The organism is Priestia sp. SB1 (assembly GCF_038898415.1).
This window is the reverse complement of sequence record NZ_JBBJSS010000002.1, coordinates 465,188-482,649: the sequence shown is the minus strand read 5'-3', so window position 1 is coordinate 482,649 and position 17,462 is coordinate 465,188. Positions and strand designations below refer to the sequence as shown.

Below are 17,462 nucleotides of genomic sequence, written 5' to 3'. Positions count from 1 at the left end.
CTTATGTAGTTTTAGCGGCTATTTGTTTTGCTAATTTTATTCTTAAACTTTTTGTTTTAAAAGAGCTTGTTCACACTATTTCTCCACAAATGTTCTTCTATTTGTCACCTCTGTTTACACCATCGAAAACCACCATTTAAATCTTTGTTATTTATTTCAAAATAGATCTTTTTCTTTTACTTATTGCTTATTTTCCACCGTATATAGCACTTTTCTAAAGTTATTTATTCTTTTTTAAAGTTTTATTAAGAACAATTTTAAAATATAACAATTGGTGATATATAAATTTGATAAACTCTTCTCTTTTAAAACAAGCTCGCTTTTTAACATAATGTCAAAGGGTAATACGCATTTTTAGTAAAGGTTAAACAGAATAATTTTATAGGAAGTGATTGTTGTAATGAGCGAGCATTTAATAGCTTTTTTTATGGGTATTATTGAAGGATTAACTGAGTTTTTACCTGTGTCTTCAACAGGTCATTTAATTTTAGCGGGGCACTTATTTGGTTTTGAAGGAGAAAAAGCTAAAACATTTGAAGTAGTAATTCAGTTGGGATCTATATTAGCTATCGCAGTTTTATATAGAAAAAAGCTATTCTCACTTTTGAACCCCAAAACGTTAACAGACAAAACAAATAAGCAGTTAAATTTAATTCATATTTTTCTAGGGATTATCCCAGCGGTTATTGTTGGATTATTGTTGCACGATTTTATTAAAGATGTTCTTTTCTCTCCTAAAGCAGTATTAATTGGATTGGTTTTAGGAGCTCTATTATTGATTTTCGCTGATAAGAAGAAAACAAATATTACGGCTAATACCTTAGATGAACTTTCTTATAAGCAAGCTTTAACCATTGGTCTCTTTCAGTGTCTAGCTGTATGGCCAGGCTTCTCAAGAGCAGGTTCGACTATCTCCGGTGGATTGTTATTCGGTGCTAACCAAAAAGTTGCGGCAGAATTTTCGTTTATCTTAGCATTACCTATTATGATTGGTGCTACTGGTCTAGATTTAATTAAAAGTTATGATCAATTAGCGGGTGGAGACATCCCGGTGTTTGTTATTGGCTTCCTTACAGCATTTGTAGTAGCAATGATCGCGGTAGTTAGTTTCCTAAAACTCCTCGACAAATTAAAACTTTCTGTTTTCGGATATTATCGTATTGCTCTAGCTATTGTTTTTGCATTTATTATTCTATAAGCATTAAAACCTAATAGTAAAAAGCCCGTTACTTGTATAAAAGTAATGGGCTTTTTTGCTCTAAAGCGTATGTAATTATGTATGTTATGTATATATGTATTAATAATTAAACAAATTTAATTTGAGATACAATTTCTTCTTTTTGATTTTGATTATCTAAAATTCCGCCATAATTGATAGCGATTTTATAACCATTTGGTAACTCCACCGTTGCAAAACGCGCACCGACATATGTAATTTTAGCCATTGTATCTTTTGCGTCTACATACTCTTTGATGTAAACAAAATTGTGTTTTTTAAATAGTGATTGTAAATCTGTGAAAACCGAACCTGTTAAAACTTCTTTCCCTTTCGTAATTTCATTACCGATGTATTTTTCCTCTACAGTTGCCTTTACTGTCAATACAGTCACCTCTTTTTGTTTTTTACTTTATAATTTTAAATCACCAAAAACATAAAGTGTAAAAAAAGAGGTGTAAATAAAAATTATTTTCAAATTGTAATTTCTTTTGGCTTTGATGGTTCAAAATTTAACAACTTTCAAGTTAAAAACGTTCTTTATTCTTTAAAAGAACGTTTCTTAATATGTATATATTTTTATAGACTTATATTCAGGACACCTAAAATATCTTCTAATTTTATATATTTATTTGGCTTTGCGCCTTCCTTAAGTGTTCCGTCCTTATATATCCAATCGTACAAGAAGATTCTCTTGATATCTATTGCTGCGTTACTTTTGTTAAGCCTGCTCATATCTCTATACCCAAATAAAATTCTTTTGGTATCGTCATCTTCTCTTCTTATTATTAAATAATTCTCTTGATTATTATCTTCCATAGTACGATACTTCACTTTTTGTTGCGGAGATATATTAGCTACACTTTCTACGACCTCGATATCATTTGAAAGGACCTTCTTTATTAATTTTTCTATCTTGCCTTTATGTCTTTTCATCTTCCATTTTTCTAATAACAATTTCCGTACACTTCCTTTTGTAAATTCACTTTGAGAATTGTAGCATAAAAAAATATTCGAACGAAAAAAACATTTAAAATACAAGGTTGTTTGTAATGAGTTACCCATCAAATTCAAGGAAAAACGACTAAAAAAGTGAATGTTATTTATATAACTATAGTCGTTGGAGGTTGCATATATGATTGGACTCATTGTTGAAGGTAAAAGCGATGTAAAAAAGATAAAAATGGTCTTAAAAGAAGAAGTTTATTTTGTTGTTTTAAACGGAATTAACTTTAGAGAAGAACAAATTAATCAAATTAATAAAGCTATCGATACTTGCGATAGTGTGTTTGTGTTAACAGACCCGGATGAAGCTGGCAACAAGGTTGCAGAATTAATTAAAAAGAACTTCCCTGAACTAGAAAGGCTAAAAGTAGATCCTAATGAAGCAAAGGTTTTAAAAAAGAGAGGCTACAAGTACGGAGTTGAATATTGTAGCAATAAGTACTTACGTGCTCTTTTTTCTTCCTATATGGAATTAACTTCTCTAATATCTTAATTCATTCCTTCCAACAAGCTATTTATTCACAAAGATTTAACAAAACTAAAAAAGCCTCTTATTAGAGACTCTAAGAACAATCAACCGCTTGTTTAAATATGAGGTCAGCTAAAATCTTATATCCCTCCTCACTTGGATGGACTTCATCTGCCCAATAAATCCCCTCTCTACTCAAACCGAAAGTATCTACGAATATGCTGTTTGAGCACCTATACGTTTTATTCCAGCTTTTTATAAGCTGTCCAGCTACAGAATAATACGCATACTCTTTTTCACAAGGATTATACAGACCATTTGCAATTAATGCTGCGTTAGGATTAATGGTGCGAATGGTTTCTTTTATGTAGAGCAAATTTTTCTTAAATGTTTTTCTCGTCTCTCTAAATTCTTTAATTACTTTATGAGGACCGCCGCTTGTAAACAACTCTAACAAGTCGTTTCCTCCAATGTTTAAAACAATTAAATCAGCGCGAGCAATAGAATCTTTTGTTTCTTCTGCTTTTAAGATGTTAACTAATCCTCCAGATGTTAAACCATCTACGCCTAAGTTTGTTAATTGCGCTTTTCTCCCTGTTCTTTCTTCAATTAGCGAGATTAGAATAGATCCGAATCCCCCATTAGATGAACCGCACCCTCTAGCTACAGAATCGCCCAATATAAGTACATTTTGAAGCTTTGGTATGTTCTCCATAAGATTAAGACGAATAGCGCTTATACGGCGTTTTCTTACCGTCTCTTGGTAAACACCATAACCAACTGCACCGGCAACAATAGGTGTGAAGGCAACAAACATCTTTTTATAATCATTTTTCATTGATTTATCCCCTCCTTATCATTATCATAATGAAAAAATTCCCCTGAATTAAAATTTTCGGGTATTTTATGTTCAGAAAATATACTGAACGGCACACAAAATCCTTTTAAGATAACCTCATTAACATTCACTTTATAGGGTTAATATTTGATTTAATCTTATATAGTATGACTTCAATAATAAGTGGTTATTTATAAATATGATTTTCACACCATAGTTGTGAAAGCTGTTTACGAAACAAATTTTTACGCTTTGTTTTTTGTCTTTTTGATAAGAGGTGATTATTTTGTTGAAACAAGCGACATTAGGTTTTGCATCTGTAGCTTTACTATTAAGCGGGTGCGGTGGACCGAAAGACGAATACGCAAAAGGCGTTTCATTATACGAAAAAGGTGATTACGAAAATTTGATTAAAGCTAAAGAATTCTTTAACGATTACACTGCAAAAAACCCTAAAGATGGCAGTGTAGATAAGTGGGTTGCAAAAGTGGATAACGCATTAATTACAAAAGCTAAGGAATTAGCTAATGCGGCCTACGAGAGAAAAGATTTAAAAAATGCATTAAAGTATGCAGAAGTTGCTAAAGCGGGAGCTCCTGACGATAAAGAAGTAAAAAAAGCATATAGTTTAGTAAAAAAAGCGAACGATGAACAGGTTAAATTTGATAAATTCGCCCGTTATTTAGAGGAATCTTATATTGAAACAAAAGACATTGCCGAGGAATGGGACAACGCAGTTAAGTTAGCAGAGACCGGAAAAACACAACCAATCTCTTTACTTCTTGCAGCTAGGAACATCTATCCCGAGGTTATTTCCCTTCGTGAAAAAGTCAATGCGCAATCATTTACGTTAAACGGAGGAAGTGACACAGCCTTTCAAGAAGCGAACTCATCATTATTTAGTTACGTGGTAGGTATGGAAAATGATTTTTCTCAAATTATGAGTTTTGAGTCGTCTAATTCAGTGTCATCGTATGTAAGCCAAACAGATAGTCTATCCCCAGATTCATTAAATAGTGCATTCTTACTCGTCCAAGACAAAATGGACGGTTATGTTAAAGAAAAGAACGAAAAAGGCGAAGCTAAAAGATACATAAAAAATACACTTCAATTAACTAAGGCCTACGAAGAAAAGAAAAAAGTTGAAAAAGAAGCTTCCGAAGAAACCGCTCAACCCACTACTCAATTAACAACTACAACTAAAACCGCACCTGTAACAAAAACAGTCGAAGATGGGACTGTGACTACTCAATAAACTTCTTCATAAGGAGCCTTATTAAATGAAAAAGTTACTACTATTGCTTCTATGTGCAGTCGTTACTCTGAGCGGCTGTTCCACCTTCAGCGAAGAAACTGTAAAAAAGACAATAGAACAGGAAATAAATAGCTTCTACGACAACTTACTTATGGAAGATATCGATGCCGTTATGAAACAAATTTCTACGGATAGTGAGCAGTATTATGACTTATACGATCAATATCGCGATACTTTTCAAAAGTTTAATTACTCTTATCAACTGAAAGAAATTTCGTATGATGAAGTTTCTAAAGATGTTGTAGTAGCAAGTGTGTCCCTAACTGTATCCGGAGTAAACCAGAGTCAAGAGTATGACAGCTATAATGTTATGCAGACTTTTACTTTCAAATCAGTTAGTAATAACAAATGGAAAATAACTGCTATTGATGACAAATACGACTTTTAATAAGGGCATAGTCCCTTATTTTTTTTGCTTCTTTTCTTTACATTGCCTACGAAAATTACTATAAGTCAACATTATGAGGAGGGGTTCTATGTTTAAACGTTTTATTCCTACACTACTTCTAATGGCTTTTTTAATTCCTCAACACCACGTATCAGCAGAGGAAAACAATATTTACTATAACAAAGATTATCAATATACAATCACCTTCCCTAGTGACTGGTATATCTTTTCTACCGAAATGGAGCAAAGTCTTTCCCCTGATGTTCGAGAAAACTCTCCAGCTATGTTTACAAAAGAAGATGGTTCGTCTCAAATGTACATAAGACATTTATCATCTAATAACAACAAATTTGAATTATATACAAACTTAATTAGTTACGTTGAGAAGACTCCCAAAGAAAAACAGAAGTTAAACAAGGTGTTGGATCCTATCTCAATTGAATTAGGAAGAACCATTAAGAGTTACAATATAGACGAATTGAATGAAACAGTGGAGTTGCAGATGAGTCAAACTTCTTCTGCTTTTGGAGAAATTCGAACTACAATATTTTGGAAAGAGTTTAAAGGAACTTTAATTGAACTTGAATTTTATCATTTTGAAAATAACGAAGAGCTTTTCAAACAAGCAACTACTATTAATAATTCGTTCACTATTTCACCAAGTGCCCTTAGTTCAAATATAAAAGAGGGTAAAATGGATTTCTTAAACAATAAATTACTATCTAATGTAGGGAAAAATGACACCTTCTTTACTCAAGTTGTAGACGTTGTAGAGAAACCCGCTGTATGGATGTCTGGTTTAGGTGTTATTTTACTCTTAATCATTTTTAGAATTATTTATAAACTAATCTAATTTCGTTGGAGGATTTTAAATATGCCATTAGTAGAAAATGAATTGTCTTCTTTTATCGATGAGTGTTTTAAAGAAGCACTAAAGTCTCAGAAAGAAAAAACCTCTTTAGCCGGTGAAGCTGTAAAGGCTGTATTTTCAAACGTTAAAATTGTTGATCAAAAGATTTCGTTAGAATGCGAAATTAGAGGTTACACAGGAGAAGTATACGATTATTATTCTTTTAGATTTGAATCTGTAGTATTCCCACACTACTATTTAGAAGTTCTACGTTTAGCTTTAATCAGTTTCTGGTCAGGAAACCTTCTGACAAAAAAAGATAGAAAACGTTTCTTATTTATTCTAGAATACGGAGAAACAAATAAATTTTATTTAAATCGATCACTAAAGTATTTATTTTATGTTAAGAAACTTGTTCGAGCTGCATAAGAGGGGTTAACCCCTTTTTTTATAATGAAATATAAAATTCTTCCTCCTCTTCCCTTTTTTCTAATTATTTTACCTTCTTATAATATGTATAAGTGAATTTTGAGAGGGGAATTTTAATGCATTTATCAATTGCTTACGAGGAAAACATCGTAAAAGAGTTAGTTCAAACTGATCGTCTTTTACAGTTTCGACTAAACCTTATTTTAACCAAAGAAAAGAAAAGCGAAAACGAGGCTTACGTTTCTATTTTTAAAAATGAAATTATGAATGACGTGTTTCGCTTACAAAAATATATGACTTTATTGCAAAAGAAAAGCTGATGAATGCACATCAGCTTTTTATATTTCAGGAGAAAATATTTTAAATAAGATCGTTTTTTTCTCATACAATACTTGTGTCTCTAACAGTAATGGACGAAACCATTCTGGCATTAAGTGAATATCTGGATTCAATGATTGAAAGGTTGGTTTATTCGTGTCTTCGCTCATCTGAATAAACTTCCACTTTATTTCTTCGCTAGGGTTACTTACAGGTATAGAGATTTCTGCAATCGCTTGATAAGGATTTTCCTGTTCGAAAAATGTATAAATTATATGCGTTAAATCTCCCTCTCTTGCAGTTGAGTCATCACTCCTTTGCATAGCAACAGCCGGAGTTTTTTCATAAAAATATGAAGAGTCCTCCAGAAAATGAAATAGTTCTTCTTGTACATATTGCATTTTCACCGCCCCCTTTGTTCTTTTATAACTATTTTTATAAAAAAATCAATAATCCACTAAAAATTTATCAGAATATTTAACTTTCACTTCTGTCAAAAGGGATACAAAGAAAACTATGCTTTTAACCGCTTATCTATTTTTTTTGATAAAGCATAATAATATAATCTGTTTGACTATGTAAAGATGGAAGGTGCAAAAAATGATTCGTATAAAAGACTTTTCTTGGAACGACGTAAATTACGAAGTTTATTTAACGGAGGATACAAAAAGAAAAGCGCAAGAAATAGGCTTGCACGAAGGTATATTCCTAGGAGCCACAGCAAGGCTCGTAAGCCGCATTGAAAAGCAACACAGTACTTACTACTATGCCGAACAAAATATTCTGTTTGGCGTAGAAATTAAACACCCAAACAAATTGTACTTTCTAGATATGAAACGTTTAAATATCTTTGAGAACAAATGGATTTCTAGCCTTAAAGATGCCATTAATGATATTAAAGAACCTGAGTTTTTCAGATCATATCCCGATGGTAGAAAAGTTTATTTAAATAAATGCCTCCTTTTAGAGCTTAAAAAATTAAGCATTCCCCCTCATTTTATTTCCTTAGCAAACGTATTTGTCCCCGAAGGTCCTCATTCGATGTTTTATAACGATGTAGTAATTGATTTCGATTTTGTAAAGGTAAAAACAAATAAAGAAAAGAAATTTGAAGAACATTACTACATAACAAACATTACTAAGCCTGACTTTGTTAACTTTGGTTTGATGGTCTTAAAAAATTAAAATAAAAAAGCACCAGCTGTGTAAACGCAGCAGTGGTGCTTTTTTATTTTAACTATCTATTTGCTTTAATCTTTCTTTTTCTCTGTTTTCTGTAAACGTTGAATACTTATTAATGAATATAAGTAGTGCTACCCCTACAGCAAACAGAATGTAAAATGGTACCGCCCCTTGATCAGGACCTCCCAGAAAAACAAATAGTTCGTATATATTCCCAATTATAAACAAGTATAAGAATGTTCCTATTAGAAACAAGAACGTTATGTAGAATTTTGTTTTACGTGACATTTTTTCTATTTCTTTGAATTTATTATGAGCCATAATTTTAGCAAGGTGATCAACTAAAAACAATATACACACAAAAGACACTATGACAAAGAAGATACTTTCCATTCTTCCTTTTCCCCTTACGTAATAAAGTTTAAAATCTCCAATTTTCTAAATTGTATATCGCAACTATGATAACTGATAGCGCTATACTTAACATTAAGGATATAACCCAATGTTTTCTTTCAGTCATTTTAAAAAGTATGTTTAGGGTTGAACTAATTATTAGCAGTAAAAGAAAAACAGATAAAATCATAATGAATAGTACTGTTAATTCCATTATTAATTCCCTCCCATAATCTTTATTTTTTAAAACGATTTGCTATGCATTGAATTAGTACTACTTACAATTTTATTGTAAAATGGTTTTAAAAACCATAAAAAATAATTACACGCATTTTTAGTCCGAAGATACGTAATACCAGTTTTTATGTACTCTTTCTATCTCGCTAATATTTCCATTAAAATCGTTTTTTAAAGGTCTAGCATCGTTTGGACTATACACAAAGCCTGAAAAACCATCCGGCATCCCTCGGTATGTGAAGAAAAGAATTGATTTGATTTTCCCTTTTGGTTCTAGAACAACCTCCCCACCACCTTTAGATAATACTCTATCCTCTTTCGGTAATTGGATGAGCGATGGACTATCCGGCACATTAGGTTTAACAACCCCATTTTCTATCTTAGTCGCAATTTCTTCTCTCTTATTTTGATGCATTTTGAAGTTTAGGTCTAAATTGACTTGATTGAACGGAAAGTAAATCCACATCACAATAGCAATGAGTTGAATAGCAAGTGGCTGCCACTTTTTATTTTTAAAAAGATGAATTACTGTACATACAGTTACTATAATGAAAAATACATATACAAATAACCAAACAGGTAACATTAAAAATTCTGTTATTGCATCGACCAAATCCCACTGAAACAATCTCACCAGGATAACTAACAGACTACTTATAAACGATAAAATTAAAAACTTACTATGTTTCACACATTTTCCTCTTTCCGAGATTACTCATTTTTAGAGCTTAATTATATATTTGTTCTTATAGTGATGTATATATTAGTTTTAAACAAAAATGGTATTTGAATAGAAACAACATTTATTTTTTATGTACTTTAACATTCCTACGCCCTGTTCTCTCATTAAATTTTATTTTTCTTTTTCACTTTAACTGAGAAGACCCCTACACCAAGCTTGTTAAGTGGAGGTATTTCAATATAAGACGTTAAAACAAGAAGATAACCCGTAGTGCATCTCCTTGTTTTAACTCAAAAAGTTACCTTACCTACAATAAGATAACTGACTGAAAAATTAGTCCAATAAACCTTTTTCCTTAAACACCTTTCTAAGAGCTTCATTTACTAATTCGGATTTATAACTCTTAGGAACTCGTTCAATAATATTTAACACATCGTTGTCAAAATAAAAACCTCTGTACACTCTTTTAGAGCGATCTTTTGGGCTTTGCAACAGAATATCTATGGTATCTAATTCTCCATTTGCTATGCTTTCTTCTAGGTTTCTGTTACCTTCAGAAGCGGAAGCTATTTCACTATTAGCTTGCTTTTGCTCTACTAGCTTTTGGTTAGCTTTAGAGAAAAGGCCGCTAAAATTAGTATTTAAAGGTTCTAATCCTGTTCCTGTATAATAATAGGCGCTTTGCTTATTATTCCACTCGTATCCTAAATTTTTAATTTTCATTTGAATGGTTCGCGCGCTTACCCCATACAAATCCGCCAATTCTTTAATTGTTAGTTCTTTTTCGTGTATTTTATTTAAAACTTCTTTTACCAACATTATACTTACCTCCACTTTTCTTTTAAGAGCATAAAGCTAGTATTCGAAGCTAACAGTAATTATACCTGCTTCTGAAAAACGTTAGTCTCTGCAGTAATTTCTTCAATTTTTAGTTTGCTTTTTGTTACCTATTGTAAAATTAACAATTAACCATACCAATTGAATTATAAGAGGAATGATAAACGCTATTATTAAAACCGAAAATGCAATTAGCTTCAAAGTAGGAGTTTGAGTTACACCAGCTGCATCAACATCTCTTACCCAAACAATAACAAGCCCTACCCCAAAAAGAACACCCCAGATAAGATTGGCTATCCACCAACAAATCCAACTTATTTTCACTTTATCCCCACTTTCTTTTAATAAATAGCTTTAGAAAACATAACAAAAGAGACCCCTTGCGGCACAAGGGGCTTGTTGAGTTCTCTTTTAGTTTGTGTAGCTTTTTATACATTCCCTAAAAATTAACGATAATTCTAGAAACTACAAGGAGAACACAAAAGCAATACACCTTCCATATATATATCCTTCCATTATTTTACTTATGACTTCTTTGTTTTAATTATAGGGGACTTAAAAACTTGTTCCAAAGAAATAGTCTGTTTGTTTGAACTGACTTAGCACAATGTTCCTTACCCAAACAAAAATTTAGGCTTAATATGTTTTAAAAGCCTTACTTAAATTATGGGCATATTAGAAGACGTTTATCACATTACGTGTATATTACTAACTCTAAAAAACCATTCTCCATTTTTATCTTCATAGACATTACCTTGAAGAGTCAAGTCACTCCGCTCATTATCATAATACAGATCAAAGTCCACCATATACAGCAATTTAGGAAACACCTCTTTAAAACCATTTTTCCCCAAACGGAAATGCGGAACGGTTTGTTTATAAATATAAAGAACATCATCTAATTGATAATAGGCTTTTTCTGGAGGAAGTGTCATAAATCCTGGGTAGTAATCTAATTCCTCTCTTAAATCCTCTATATCAGTATTATCTTCTAAAGGCAGTGTATCTATATTGTTTTTAACTAACTTTTCGACAGCGCATTTAACTAATTCTGCGACTTTCTTTTCATTCTCCACCAGAGCTTCTCTCCTCTTTGCGTGTAACACATATGTATTTATAAACAAACTAGTTTACGTGAACGTCCTTCTTGGTTATACAATAACCTAATCAATTACATTCATAAGAACTTCACAGTCACAAAAACCACCTTGATTTTGTATTGCCTTCACTATATGGGATTTCTTTCTATGTAGAGTGCTTATATCTATCCACTCTTTTGTGTATATAAGTGTATGATCACATAGGCGTAATTCTAACCTTTCTTGTAGGTAGGTTTCTAATGAACGCAAATGCTCTGGTGTCATATCTAACTCTTGCCATTTACCCGCATACTCTGTTAATAAAGCTAACCTTTTTAACAATTTCTTATCTTTTTCATTAAGAAATACTGCGTTCTGAAGAGCAGTCAAAGCTGCATTATAATTTAGCAAATACTCCTCTGCCAGAGATAGAAGTTGCCAAGCTAAAGAGCTATTCGGATACTGTTTGACATATTCTTTAAGTCCTTTTCTTGCTACCAATAGATGAGGAATGGCTTTTTTCGAAGGAGCTCTTCTTTGATAAGAACCTTGCATTGCTAATTTTTGACCTTTAATTAGTTCATTTTGCAATTTTAATAAACAGCTCATTTAAATAACTCCTTATTAATGGAATTAAGAAACAAACAATCCTTAATATAAATTTTAAAAGCATTAAATTGTCCCCATTTAAGTTTATCATCCTGTACAATAATGTTCTAGAACCATATAGAAATCGCTTTTTTATGGGAGGCATTAATATTGTTTGTACGCTTATATATCACAGCGCAAAATGAACCTGAAGCAAAAGGAAATTTAATAATTGTTTTAGAAAAGTTAAAATCAATATTAATTAAAACAAACGTAGAAAAATTAGAACCTTACTGGAAATTTAATGATATGTATGTTGTAGAATTAAGTTTAGAAGTGAAGAAAGATTTAACCCTTAGCGAATTAAAGTATTTATTAGAGTCTATTTCAGATAGATGGGAATATTATGGTGAACCAATTAATGAACTTTTAGCTTCAAAAACAGTTGAAGGTTGTAATTATATATTAAAGAACGTAGAGATGATCAATATTTATTTAGATAAGTATGATATAAAAGACTAGTTATTATAAAGGGAATTATTAATGCCCAATCAAAAAAAGACGTTCAATTAAGACGTCTTTTTTGATTGATATAAGAAACTATCCAACTAGTAACAAAAGTAACAGGAAAGATAAGAAGAATACGAATAGTACTCCCTTGAAGCCATACTATATTAAACCAATCAGCGATAGTGAAAATTAATACTATAATAATTAAACTGAATATCACTGTAATTACAAACTCTTTCACATTAAGTTCTCCTAATAAATTTTCTCTTAATAATTATATCAACAATTATTTTATGACTTTTTTGATACAAACACTTTTTTAGAAATAATAAATGAAAAAGTTGCTGATACAACAGCACTTAAAATCGTGTAATTAAAGCCTTTATTGTCATAGAAATTTACGGTTGAACTACTAAATTGTTGAGAAGTGTCAGGTGCGTATGTAAGTGTAAGAAATAAACCTGAAAGAATTTGAAAAGTTAACAACAATACTATAAAGCTAGAAATAAATACTATATACTTCTTCAAAATATTACCCCCTCTTTTTTCAGCCTGCAAGTTCTTTATATTGTTAAAATATTGGTTCTACAACAAAACTATATTTACGATATTATAGTTTAAAAACATCCATATGAATTTCTCATTTTCCACATATAAAAAGTTTGTATTATTAATATTAGTAAACATTTAAAAGAGCTGATAAATCTTAAATACTTGTTTACCCTTCAGGTGGAAATTGGCTTTTATATGGAACCTCTAATAAAAGGCGAAAATACAGAGTAAGCAGACCATATAAAGACAAGCCAAAAAGTTAAAGAGGTTACTCTTTCTTTTAGTAACATATTTTTTATGGACAATAAGTAGGTTCTAAACAGTGTATATAAACAAAATAATAGGAAAGAAACCGCTAAAAATATAACTCCTATATTTCCTGTAAAAGAAATACCTAGCCCTTCATATACATACTTTAACAAAGTTTCACTTGTAATTGAGCCAATTACTATAAATAAAACAACTTCTAGAAATGTTACAATGTACATTTTTCTAAGAGACAAATAACTTCACTCCCTCCAGAGATCAAACTCGTGATTTAATCATTTAAAATAAATTATTTAAAACTGTTCATTTTACATACATATAGGCTTAACATAGTATGCTTATTTCTTTTTGCTCTTCTTTTCGTTTAAAAAACCAAGCAAAGAACAGAATTGAAATACTTACTAAGACCGCAATGAAAATATCATTATTCTGGGTGCAATCAAATTATTAGTTCCTATTTAAACGCTTATTTTGTTTTTTAACTTTAACAACTTTCCAAATAAACAAGCCTAGAGAAAATAAGAAAATTAACCAAAAAAATTGAAAAGTTATATCTACCCAATTAATACTTATAATGTTCATAATATCGCCTCCTATAATATATACGAATAAGTTCCATAAAAGTTACATATTTACATAATTTAAAGAATTATATTATTTAGAAGAACTTTTACCTTTTTATTCTACTTAGAATACTGCTGTACCATCTGCCATTAATGTTTTTTAATAACCTCAGGCATATAAGCAAAGATAATAATATTAAAGAGAAGTGCATTGTAAATGTAATAAATAGCTTTCCAGGAAACTTAAAAGAAAAAGCAGATATTAAACAAGACGTAGCAGACACAAGCATATAACAAGGGACTAAACAAACTTCATAGCTGAAACCTTTTTGGTCCATTCTTTTAAAAATGAATTCACAGCTTACTTTCATAAGAGCCATATAAATGAACAACAATACGCCAGAAATTACAGAATCCATAAATGAAATAGACCTCTGATCTTCATTTCAAAAGGAACAAATAAAGAAAGCAGCCAATATAAAATTAGTTGCTTTCTTTATTTGTAGGTTTAGTTTTCATAAAAATTCCTGCTAACGCAATAAAAGCAGCAGAAACAAGTAATGCAGTTAATCCCTGCTTTAATATAAAACTAAAAACTATTACAGAAAGTGAGCTTAACCAAAACATTAATTTGACTAACATATTCCTCTTTTTCATTTATACTTTCCTCGCTTCTACTTACGGATAACATATGAATTAATTGATTATGAGTGTATTCTGTTTAAGACTGTTGCCTTGTTTGTAGTGAAAAGTATGTAATTTTGCTTTTTAGTTTTAATAAAAATTCGATCAGTTGTTCCATATGGAGGACCTATACGGATAGCATCAGCTTGTTTACCGCCATATGTATCGTCTTCCGTAACTTCAATAATATCTTCTAGTGCAATATTGAATTTAGCAAGTTGCCATTTTATAATTAATTCTTTTTCAGTTTTCTTAACATCAATCCCCACTGTGAACATATAAACACCCCTCTTTTTTCCTTATAATTACATTTTAACACATTATAAGTACAGAAAAAGTAATAAATTCCATATATAGAACTAATTTATGTAATCCTGGCACTCTCACATCAAAAGGAATATTATGGTAAGATATAGATAAGTTGTTTTTTGGAAAAGAGGGATTATTATGATTAAAAAAGGGTTCATAGCAGGGACAATAACATTAATCATTGTATTAGGAATTTCTTATTTTACTGGAAATTGGAGTTATCTTTATTACATCTCAGGAACCTTAGGAGTAGCATTTGTTGCATTATCCTTAGCAAGTCTAATTGATAGTTTAATTTTAGGAAACAAAGGATCTTTCTCTTCAGAAAAAGAAACACGTAAAATAGGGCGTAGAGAAAACGCCAAAAGGTATATTTCACTAGCTGTTCCTAATTTGTTAGCAGCATTAATCTATATAATAAATTAGGGAAAATAGCACTACCCAATTTGGGTAGTGCTATTTTTTTAATTCTGTGCAATGCATATTTCATACATTTAGTTAACATAATGTGCATTATCCGAAATCTTATTTCTAAAAAAACTCTACCAAGAAGCAGAGGTTTAATCATTTATTTAGCTAGTTCTTTGACTAAATTAATAAAGTCCATTGAATGCTGTTGATTTTTCTTTATCATCTTTACTTTTTTAGGATCTAAAAGGATTTTTTTGATCTTTTTATTCTTCCAGATAACAGTATTGTAAGATGAAACTTTGTATAATTCTCTAAACCACTCTTCAGATGTTAATTCTTCTATCGCTAGTTTTCGTTTTGAATAAGAAGTTGGCCTCATTAAAATACTGTAAGACAGTAAATCTTTAAACTCCTCCATCTGATTACCCTCCCATAACTACATCTTATTGGATATCAGCACATTAATGACTATGCATACTATATACAACTGCAGCTTCCATAACACCTCTTATCGAAGTGAGAAAAGAAATAAATTCCATAAAAAGAAACTTTTTTTAAAGAAAAACGTAATATATATAAACTAATACATATTGGGTGGTGAAAAGAATGAATGAACAAGTACTAACCTGTGTACTAATATTATTTCTATTTTCTATACTCCTGAATATTTTTCAGTACGTTCAATTAAAACGGTACAAACTAAATGAACGATCTTTCAAAGTATCCTGGCAAGAAGCAATGAATTTAAAAAACCCTATAAGTTTGTTTGCGTGGTGGATATTGGCATCTTCATTAGCAATTATGCTTATTTATGGTTTTGTGTCTCTATTCATCAATTAGGTTTGTGCCTTTTTAGCAAAAACGCTTTGAATACCACATACAAAAATAGTTTTTATAACCATTATTTTAGTAACACTCATTAAATTACAGAATTTCCATAATGTGATAACATAAGGATATTACATTTCAGGAGGGTTCAGTAGGATGCAAGCAGACGCAATATTTATTCTTTTAAGGATTTTAATTTTATGCTTGTACATAGTTCCGATTGTCTTAATTATTTGGTATGCAATTAAACTTCTTAAATTACAACAAGAAAAGGTTAAGATTTTAAGAGCTATTTCTGACAAGTTAGATAAACTCAGTAACTAAAGATAGTTACCATAGTAGCATTATTGAAATGAACATTTTTTAATGTTTATCTATAAGCGGATTATTAGAAATGTAAATATTTAAAAACAAGAAAGTCAGAACGAATGGACTTTATTTTTAATTTTATAGTTGAATTTTTCGAAACGATAATTATAACGTGGCTTGTTTCATTTGCATTAGAAAAACTAAATGTCTTTCAGTTAGAGAAAAAAACTAAATGGAAATTAATACTTACTCTTTCGCTCATATTAGGTATTATCTTTGCATTAATCGACCTATTATAATATGCACATCGTATGCAAATTAGATTTGTATAATCCATATTCTAGGGAACAGAAAAGAAATTTATACCTGCAAATCCCTTTTTTATGTGTATGTATATATTCATTAACAACAAATAAGATTATTTTACTATAAAATAAATACTATACCTTTAAACTTAGTAGTATCTAATTTGAATTGTTATTTGGGTAGGAGGAAATTATGGTATCGTTTAATAGAATTATAAAATTGCGGGATTTGGAAATTTTTCGAGTATCAAAAGACGGACAAATCTTCTCTTATGTAGTAATTGAAGACACTAGAAAACCATTCACAGAAGAAGATAAAAAACTAGATCCATTATGTTATATGGATGAAGAAGATATTAATGCGATTTTAAATGTTTTCAGGATTTCATTAATCAATGACGAAAAATTAAGTAAAGAAAATTCATACTTTCTAAAATCATTCTTTTCAGATTTTGTTAACAATACAAATTTAACAAATTTTATCTTTACAGAATACGTTCAAGAAGATTTGTATGATCACGAAGTTGACATAAAATTTTTCAATAAAATTTTAAAAGATATAGGTTCAAGTTATATTATTGAAGAATTTGATGAAAGAAATTGGATTTATTTATCTCAAGATTAAAATATAAGCTATGTATACCATATACAAAACTAGTTTATATAAACACTCTTTTCGGAAGATATCACAAAAAGGAACCCTTGAGAGCAAAGGTTCTCAAAACGGCCCTCTTTATGATTTATGCAGATTTTTATACACCTTTGATAAATCAACGATGAATTGAAAAATCAAAAGCAGGAAGATGTATAGAAACCACACCTTTTATTCATATGTCCGATTGCCGAATTTTAGGATTTGATTTAATTTTATTCTTTATTAACTAAAAGCCCATTCTTT

27 protein-coding genes are annotated in these 17,462 nt (G+C 30.5%); 12 read left to right on the top strand and 15 right to left on the bottom strand.

The features are described from left to right. The first annotated feature begins 400 nt into the window (after nucleotides 1-400). Nucleotides 401-1,198, top strand: coding sequence for an undecaprenyl-diphosphate phosphatase (gene bacA, locus WKH56_RS07925; RefSeq protein WP_316911357.1), 798 nt, complete (start codon nucleotides 401-403; stop codon nucleotides 1,196-1,198). Nucleotides 1,199-1,304: 106 nt separating this feature from the next. On the opposite strand, the gene WKH56_RS07920 is transcribed toward bacA, so the two are convergent. Both WKH56_RS07920 and WKH56_RS07915 read right to left on the bottom strand, forming a co-directional pair. Further along, on the bottom strand, nucleotides 1,305-1,601 hold the full coding sequence (locus WKH56_RS07920; RefSeq protein ID WP_316911358.1) for a hypothetical protein: 297 nt from the start codon (nucleotides 1,599-1,601) through the stop codon (nucleotides 1,305-1,307). A gap of 194 nt (nucleotides 1,602-1,795) precedes the next feature. Further along, entirely contained in the window at nucleotides 1,796-2,173 is a 378-nt protein-coding gene (locus WKH56_RS07915; protein WP_316911359.1) for a hypothetical protein, read from the bottom strand. 178 nt (nucleotides 2,174-2,351) lie between these two features. Between WKH56_RS07915 and WKH56_RS07910 the strand changes: the two genes are divergently transcribed. Beyond that, the gene (locus WKH56_RS07910) at nucleotides 2,352-2,714 is read left to right on the top strand and encodes a toprim domain-containing protein (protein ID WP_316911360.1); all 363 of its coding nucleotides are present in this window, start codon (nucleotides 2,352-2,354) and stop codon (nucleotides 2,712-2,714) included. A 70-nt stretch (nucleotides 2,715-2,784) separates the two neighbouring features. Here WKH56_RS07910 and WKH56_RS07905 read toward each other — a convergent pair whose 3' ends face one another. Further along, entirely contained in the window at nucleotides 2,785-3,528 is a 744-nt protein-coding gene (locus tag WKH56_RS07905) for an SGNH/GDSL hydrolase family protein (protein ID WP_342835180.1), read from the bottom strand. 289 nt (nucleotides 3,529-3,817) lie between these two features. Between WKH56_RS07905 and WKH56_RS07900 the strand changes: the two genes are divergently transcribed. From WKH56_RS07900 to WKH56_RS07880, 5 genes are all read left to right on the top strand, one after another. Then, nucleotides 3,818-4,783, top strand: a complete 966-nt coding sequence (locus WKH56_RS07900; RefSeq protein WP_316911362.1) for a hypothetical protein — start codon at nucleotides 3,818-3,820, stop codon at nucleotides 4,781-4,783. Between the two features lie 25 nt (nucleotides 4,784-4,808). Further along, nucleotides 4,809-5,231: a hypothetical protein gene (locus tag WKH56_RS07895; RefSeq protein WP_316911363.1), complete on the top strand. Its 423-nt coding sequence runs from the start codon at nucleotides 4,809-4,811 to the stop codon at nucleotides 5,229-5,231. An 88-nt stretch (nucleotides 5,232-5,319) separates the two neighbouring features. Next, complete coding sequence (locus tag WKH56_RS07890) at nucleotides 5,320-6,084, top strand: hypothetical protein (RefSeq protein ID WP_342835179.1); 765 nt, start codon at nucleotides 5,320-5,322, stop codon at nucleotides 6,082-6,084. A gap of 21 nt (nucleotides 6,085-6,105) precedes the next feature. After that, nucleotides 6,106-6,510 (top strand): hypothetical protein, encoded by a 405-nt coding sequence (locus WKH56_RS07885; RefSeq protein WP_342835178.1) that lies wholly within the window; start codon nucleotides 6,106-6,108, stop codon nucleotides 6,508-6,510. A gap of 116 nt (nucleotides 6,511-6,626) precedes the next feature. After that, nucleotides 6,627-6,830, top strand: coding sequence for a hypothetical protein (locus WKH56_RS07880; RefSeq protein ID WP_316911366.1), 204 nt, complete (start codon nucleotides 6,627-6,629; stop codon nucleotides 6,828-6,830). Between the two features lie 18 nt (nucleotides 6,831-6,848). Here the strand turns inward: WKH56_RS07880 and WKH56_RS07875 are convergent, their stop codons facing one another. Next, nucleotides 6,849-7,229 (bottom strand): hypothetical protein, encoded by a 381-nt coding sequence (locus WKH56_RS07875; protein WP_342835177.1) that lies wholly within the window; start codon nucleotides 7,227-7,229, stop codon nucleotides 6,849-6,851. A 199-nt stretch (nucleotides 7,230-7,428) separates the two neighbouring features. Between WKH56_RS07875 and WKH56_RS07870 the strand changes: the two genes are divergently transcribed. Beyond that, nucleotides 7,429-8,013, top strand: coding sequence for a hypothetical protein (locus WKH56_RS07870; protein WP_342835176.1), 585 nt, complete (start codon nucleotides 7,429-7,431; stop codon nucleotides 8,011-8,013). A 48-nt stretch (nucleotides 8,014-8,061) separates the two neighbouring features. Here WKH56_RS07870 and WKH56_RS07865 read toward each other — a convergent pair whose 3' ends face one another. The 6 genes from WKH56_RS07865 to WKH56_RS07840 form a co-directional block, all read right to left on the bottom strand. After that, nucleotides 8,062-8,331 carry a hypothetical protein gene (locus tag WKH56_RS07865; protein ID WP_342835175.1) on the bottom strand — a complete coding sequence of 90 codons (270 nt, stop codon included), beginning with the start codon at nucleotides 8,329-8,331 and terminating at the stop codon, nucleotides 8,062-8,064. 406 nt (nucleotides 8,332-8,737) lie between these two features. Continuing rightward, nucleotides 8,738-9,331 carry a hypothetical protein gene (locus WKH56_RS07860; RefSeq protein ID WP_342835174.1) on the bottom strand — a complete coding sequence of 198 codons (594 nt, stop codon included), beginning with the start codon at nucleotides 9,329-9,331 and terminating at the stop codon, nucleotides 8,738-8,740. Between the two features lie 324 nt (nucleotides 9,332-9,655). Beyond that, a complete protein-coding gene (locus tag WKH56_RS07855) occupies nucleotides 9,656-10,141 on the bottom strand; it encodes a hypothetical protein (RefSeq protein ID WP_342835173.1) in 486 nt (161 codons plus the stop codon). A gap of 102 nt (nucleotides 10,142-10,243) precedes the next feature. Then, entirely contained in the window at nucleotides 10,244-10,483 is a 240-nt protein-coding gene (locus WKH56_RS07850; protein WP_316911372.1) for a DUF3923 family protein, read from the bottom strand. Nucleotides 10,484-10,848: 365 nt separating this feature from the next. Next, complete coding sequence (locus WKH56_RS07845) at nucleotides 10,849-11,235, bottom strand: DUF7668 domain-containing protein (RefSeq protein WP_316911373.1); 387 nt, start codon at nucleotides 11,233-11,235, stop codon at nucleotides 10,849-10,851. An 87-nt stretch (nucleotides 11,236-11,322) separates the two neighbouring features. Next, nucleotides 11,323-11,847, bottom strand: a complete 525-nt coding sequence (locus WKH56_RS07840) for a DUF2695 domain-containing protein (protein ID WP_316911374.1) — start codon at nucleotides 11,845-11,847, stop codon at nucleotides 11,323-11,325. A 150-nt stretch (nucleotides 11,848-11,997) separates the two neighbouring features. Here WKH56_RS07840 and WKH56_RS07835 point away from each other — a divergent pair, with 150 nt between their 5' ends. Then, nucleotides 11,998-12,348: a hypothetical protein gene (locus WKH56_RS07835; protein ID WP_316911375.1), complete on the top strand. Its 351-nt coding sequence runs from the start codon at nucleotides 11,998-12,000 to the stop codon at nucleotides 12,346-12,348. 279 nt (nucleotides 12,349-12,627) lie between these two features. Here the strand turns inward: WKH56_RS07835 and WKH56_RS07830 are convergent, their stop codons facing one another. The 4 genes from WKH56_RS07830 to WKH56_RS07815 form a co-directional block, all read right to left on the bottom strand. Beyond that, entirely contained in the window at nucleotides 12,628-12,864 is a 237-nt protein-coding gene (locus tag WKH56_RS07830; protein ID WP_316911376.1) for a hypothetical protein, read from the bottom strand. Between the two features lie 738 nt (nucleotides 12,865-13,602). Then, nucleotides 13,603-13,737: a hypothetical protein gene (locus WKH56_RS07825; protein ID WP_342835172.1), complete on the bottom strand. Its 135-nt coding sequence runs from the start codon at nucleotides 13,735-13,737 to the stop codon at nucleotides 13,603-13,605. A 464-nt stretch (nucleotides 13,738-14,201) separates the two neighbouring features. Further along, complete coding sequence (locus WKH56_RS07820) at nucleotides 14,202-14,375, bottom strand: hypothetical protein (protein ID WP_316911377.1); 174 nt, start codon at nucleotides 14,373-14,375, stop codon at nucleotides 14,202-14,204. A 47-nt stretch (nucleotides 14,376-14,422) separates the two neighbouring features. Next, nucleotides 14,423-14,680 (bottom strand): SunI/YnzG family protein, encoded by a 258-nt coding sequence (locus tag WKH56_RS07815; protein WP_316911378.1) that lies wholly within the window; start codon nucleotides 14,678-14,680, stop codon nucleotides 14,423-14,425. A 169-nt stretch (nucleotides 14,681-14,849) separates the two neighbouring features. Here WKH56_RS07815 and WKH56_RS07810 point away from each other — a divergent pair, with 169 nt between their 5' ends. Next, entirely contained in the window at nucleotides 14,850-15,137 is a 288-nt protein-coding gene (locus tag WKH56_RS07810) for a hypothetical protein (RefSeq protein ID WP_342835171.1), read from the top strand. 142 nt (nucleotides 15,138-15,279) lie between these two features. Here WKH56_RS07810 and WKH56_RS07805 read toward each other — a convergent pair whose 3' ends face one another. Then, a complete protein-coding gene (locus WKH56_RS07805) occupies nucleotides 15,280-15,540 on the bottom strand; it encodes a hypothetical protein (RefSeq protein ID WP_342835170.1) in 261 nt (86 codons plus the stop codon). A 566-nt stretch (nucleotides 15,541-16,106) separates the two neighbouring features. On the opposite strand from WKH56_RS07805, the gene WKH56_RS07800 reads away from it, so the two are divergent. Further along, nucleotides 16,107-16,274: a hypothetical protein gene (locus WKH56_RS07800; protein WP_316911381.1), complete on the top strand. Its 168-nt coding sequence runs from the start codon at nucleotides 16,107-16,109 to the stop codon at nucleotides 16,272-16,274. A gap of 483 nt (nucleotides 16,275-16,757) precedes the next feature. Next, nucleotides 16,758-17,189, top strand: coding sequence for a terpene synthase (locus WKH56_RS07795; RefSeq protein WP_342835169.1), 432 nt, complete (start codon nucleotides 16,758-16,760; stop codon nucleotides 17,187-17,189). Nucleotides 17,190-17,462 lie beyond the last annotated feature (273 nt).

Excerpts from the sequence above, each read along its gene's own strand:
- bacA (WP_316911357.1), top strand. The coding sequence starts at position 401 with ATGAGCGAGCATTTAATAGCTTTTTTTATGGGTATTATTGAAGGATTA.
- WKH56_RS07910 (WP_316911360.1), top strand. The coding sequence starts at position 2,352 with ATGATTGGACTCATTGTTGAAGGTAAAAGCGATGTAAAAAAGATAAAA.
- WKH56_RS07905 (WP_342835180.1), bottom strand. The coding sequence starts at position 3,528 with ATGAAAAATGATTATAAAAAGATGTTTGTTGCCTTCACACCTATTGTT.
- WKH56_RS07895 (WP_316911363.1), top strand. The coding sequence starts at position 4,809 with ATGAAAAAGTTACTACTATTGCTTCTATGTGCAGTCGTTACTCTGAGC.
- WKH56_RS07890 (WP_342835179.1), top strand. The coding sequence starts at position 5,320 with ATGTTTAAACGTTTTATTCCTACACTACTTCTAATGGCTTTTTTAATT.
- WKH56_RS07885 (WP_342835178.1), top strand. The coding sequence starts at position 6,106 with ATGCCATTAGTAGAAAATGAATTGTCTTCTTTTATCGATGAGTGTTTT.
- WKH56_RS07880 (WP_316911366.1), top strand. The coding sequence starts at position 6,627 with ATGCATTTATCAATTGCTTACGAGGAAAACATCGTAAAAGAGTTAGTT.
- WKH56_RS07875 (WP_342835177.1), bottom strand. The coding sequence starts at position 7,229 with ATGCAATATGTACAAGAAGAACTATTTCATTTTCTGGAGGACTCTTCA.
- WKH56_RS07870 (WP_342835176.1), top strand. The coding sequence starts at position 7,429 with ATGATTCGTATAAAAGACTTTTCTTGGAACGACGTAAATTACGAAGTT.
- WKH56_RS07865 (WP_342835175.1), bottom strand. The coding sequence starts at position 8,331 with ATGGCTCATAATAAATTCAAAGAAATAGAAAAAATGTCACGTAAAACA.
- WKH56_RS07855 (WP_342835173.1), bottom strand. The coding sequence starts at position 10,141 with ATGTTGGTAAAAGAAGTTTTAAATAAAATACACGAAAAAGAACTAACA.
- WKH56_RS07840 (WP_316911374.1), bottom strand. The coding sequence starts at position 11,847 with ATGAGCTGTTTATTAAAATTGCAAAATGAACTAATTAAAGGTCAAAAA.
- WKH56_RS07825 (WP_342835172.1), bottom strand. The coding sequence starts at position 13,737 with ATGAACATTATAAGTATTAATTGGGTAGATATAACTTTTCAATTTTTT.
- WKH56_RS07820 (WP_316911377.1), bottom strand. The coding sequence starts at position 14,375 with ATGAAAAAGAGGAATATGTTAGTCAAATTAATGTTTTGGTTAAGCTCA.
- WKH56_RS07815 (WP_316911378.1), bottom strand. The coding sequence starts at position 14,680 with ATGTTCACAGTGGGGATTGATGTTAAGAAAACTGAAAAAGAATTAATT.
- WKH56_RS07810 (WP_342835171.1), top strand. The coding sequence starts at position 14,850 with ATGATTAAAAAAGGGTTCATAGCAGGGACAATAACATTAATCATTGTA.
- WKH56_RS07805 (WP_342835170.1), bottom strand. The coding sequence starts at position 15,540 with ATGGAGGAGTTTAAAGATTTACTGTCTTACAGTATTTTAATGAGGCCA.
- WKH56_RS07800 (WP_316911381.1), top strand. The coding sequence starts at position 16,107 with ATGCAAGCAGACGCAATATTTATTCTTTTAAGGATTTTAATTTTATGC.
- WKH56_RS07795 (WP_342835169.1), top strand. The coding sequence starts at position 16,758 with ATGGTATCGTTTAATAGAATTATAAAATTGCGGGATTTGGAAATTTTT.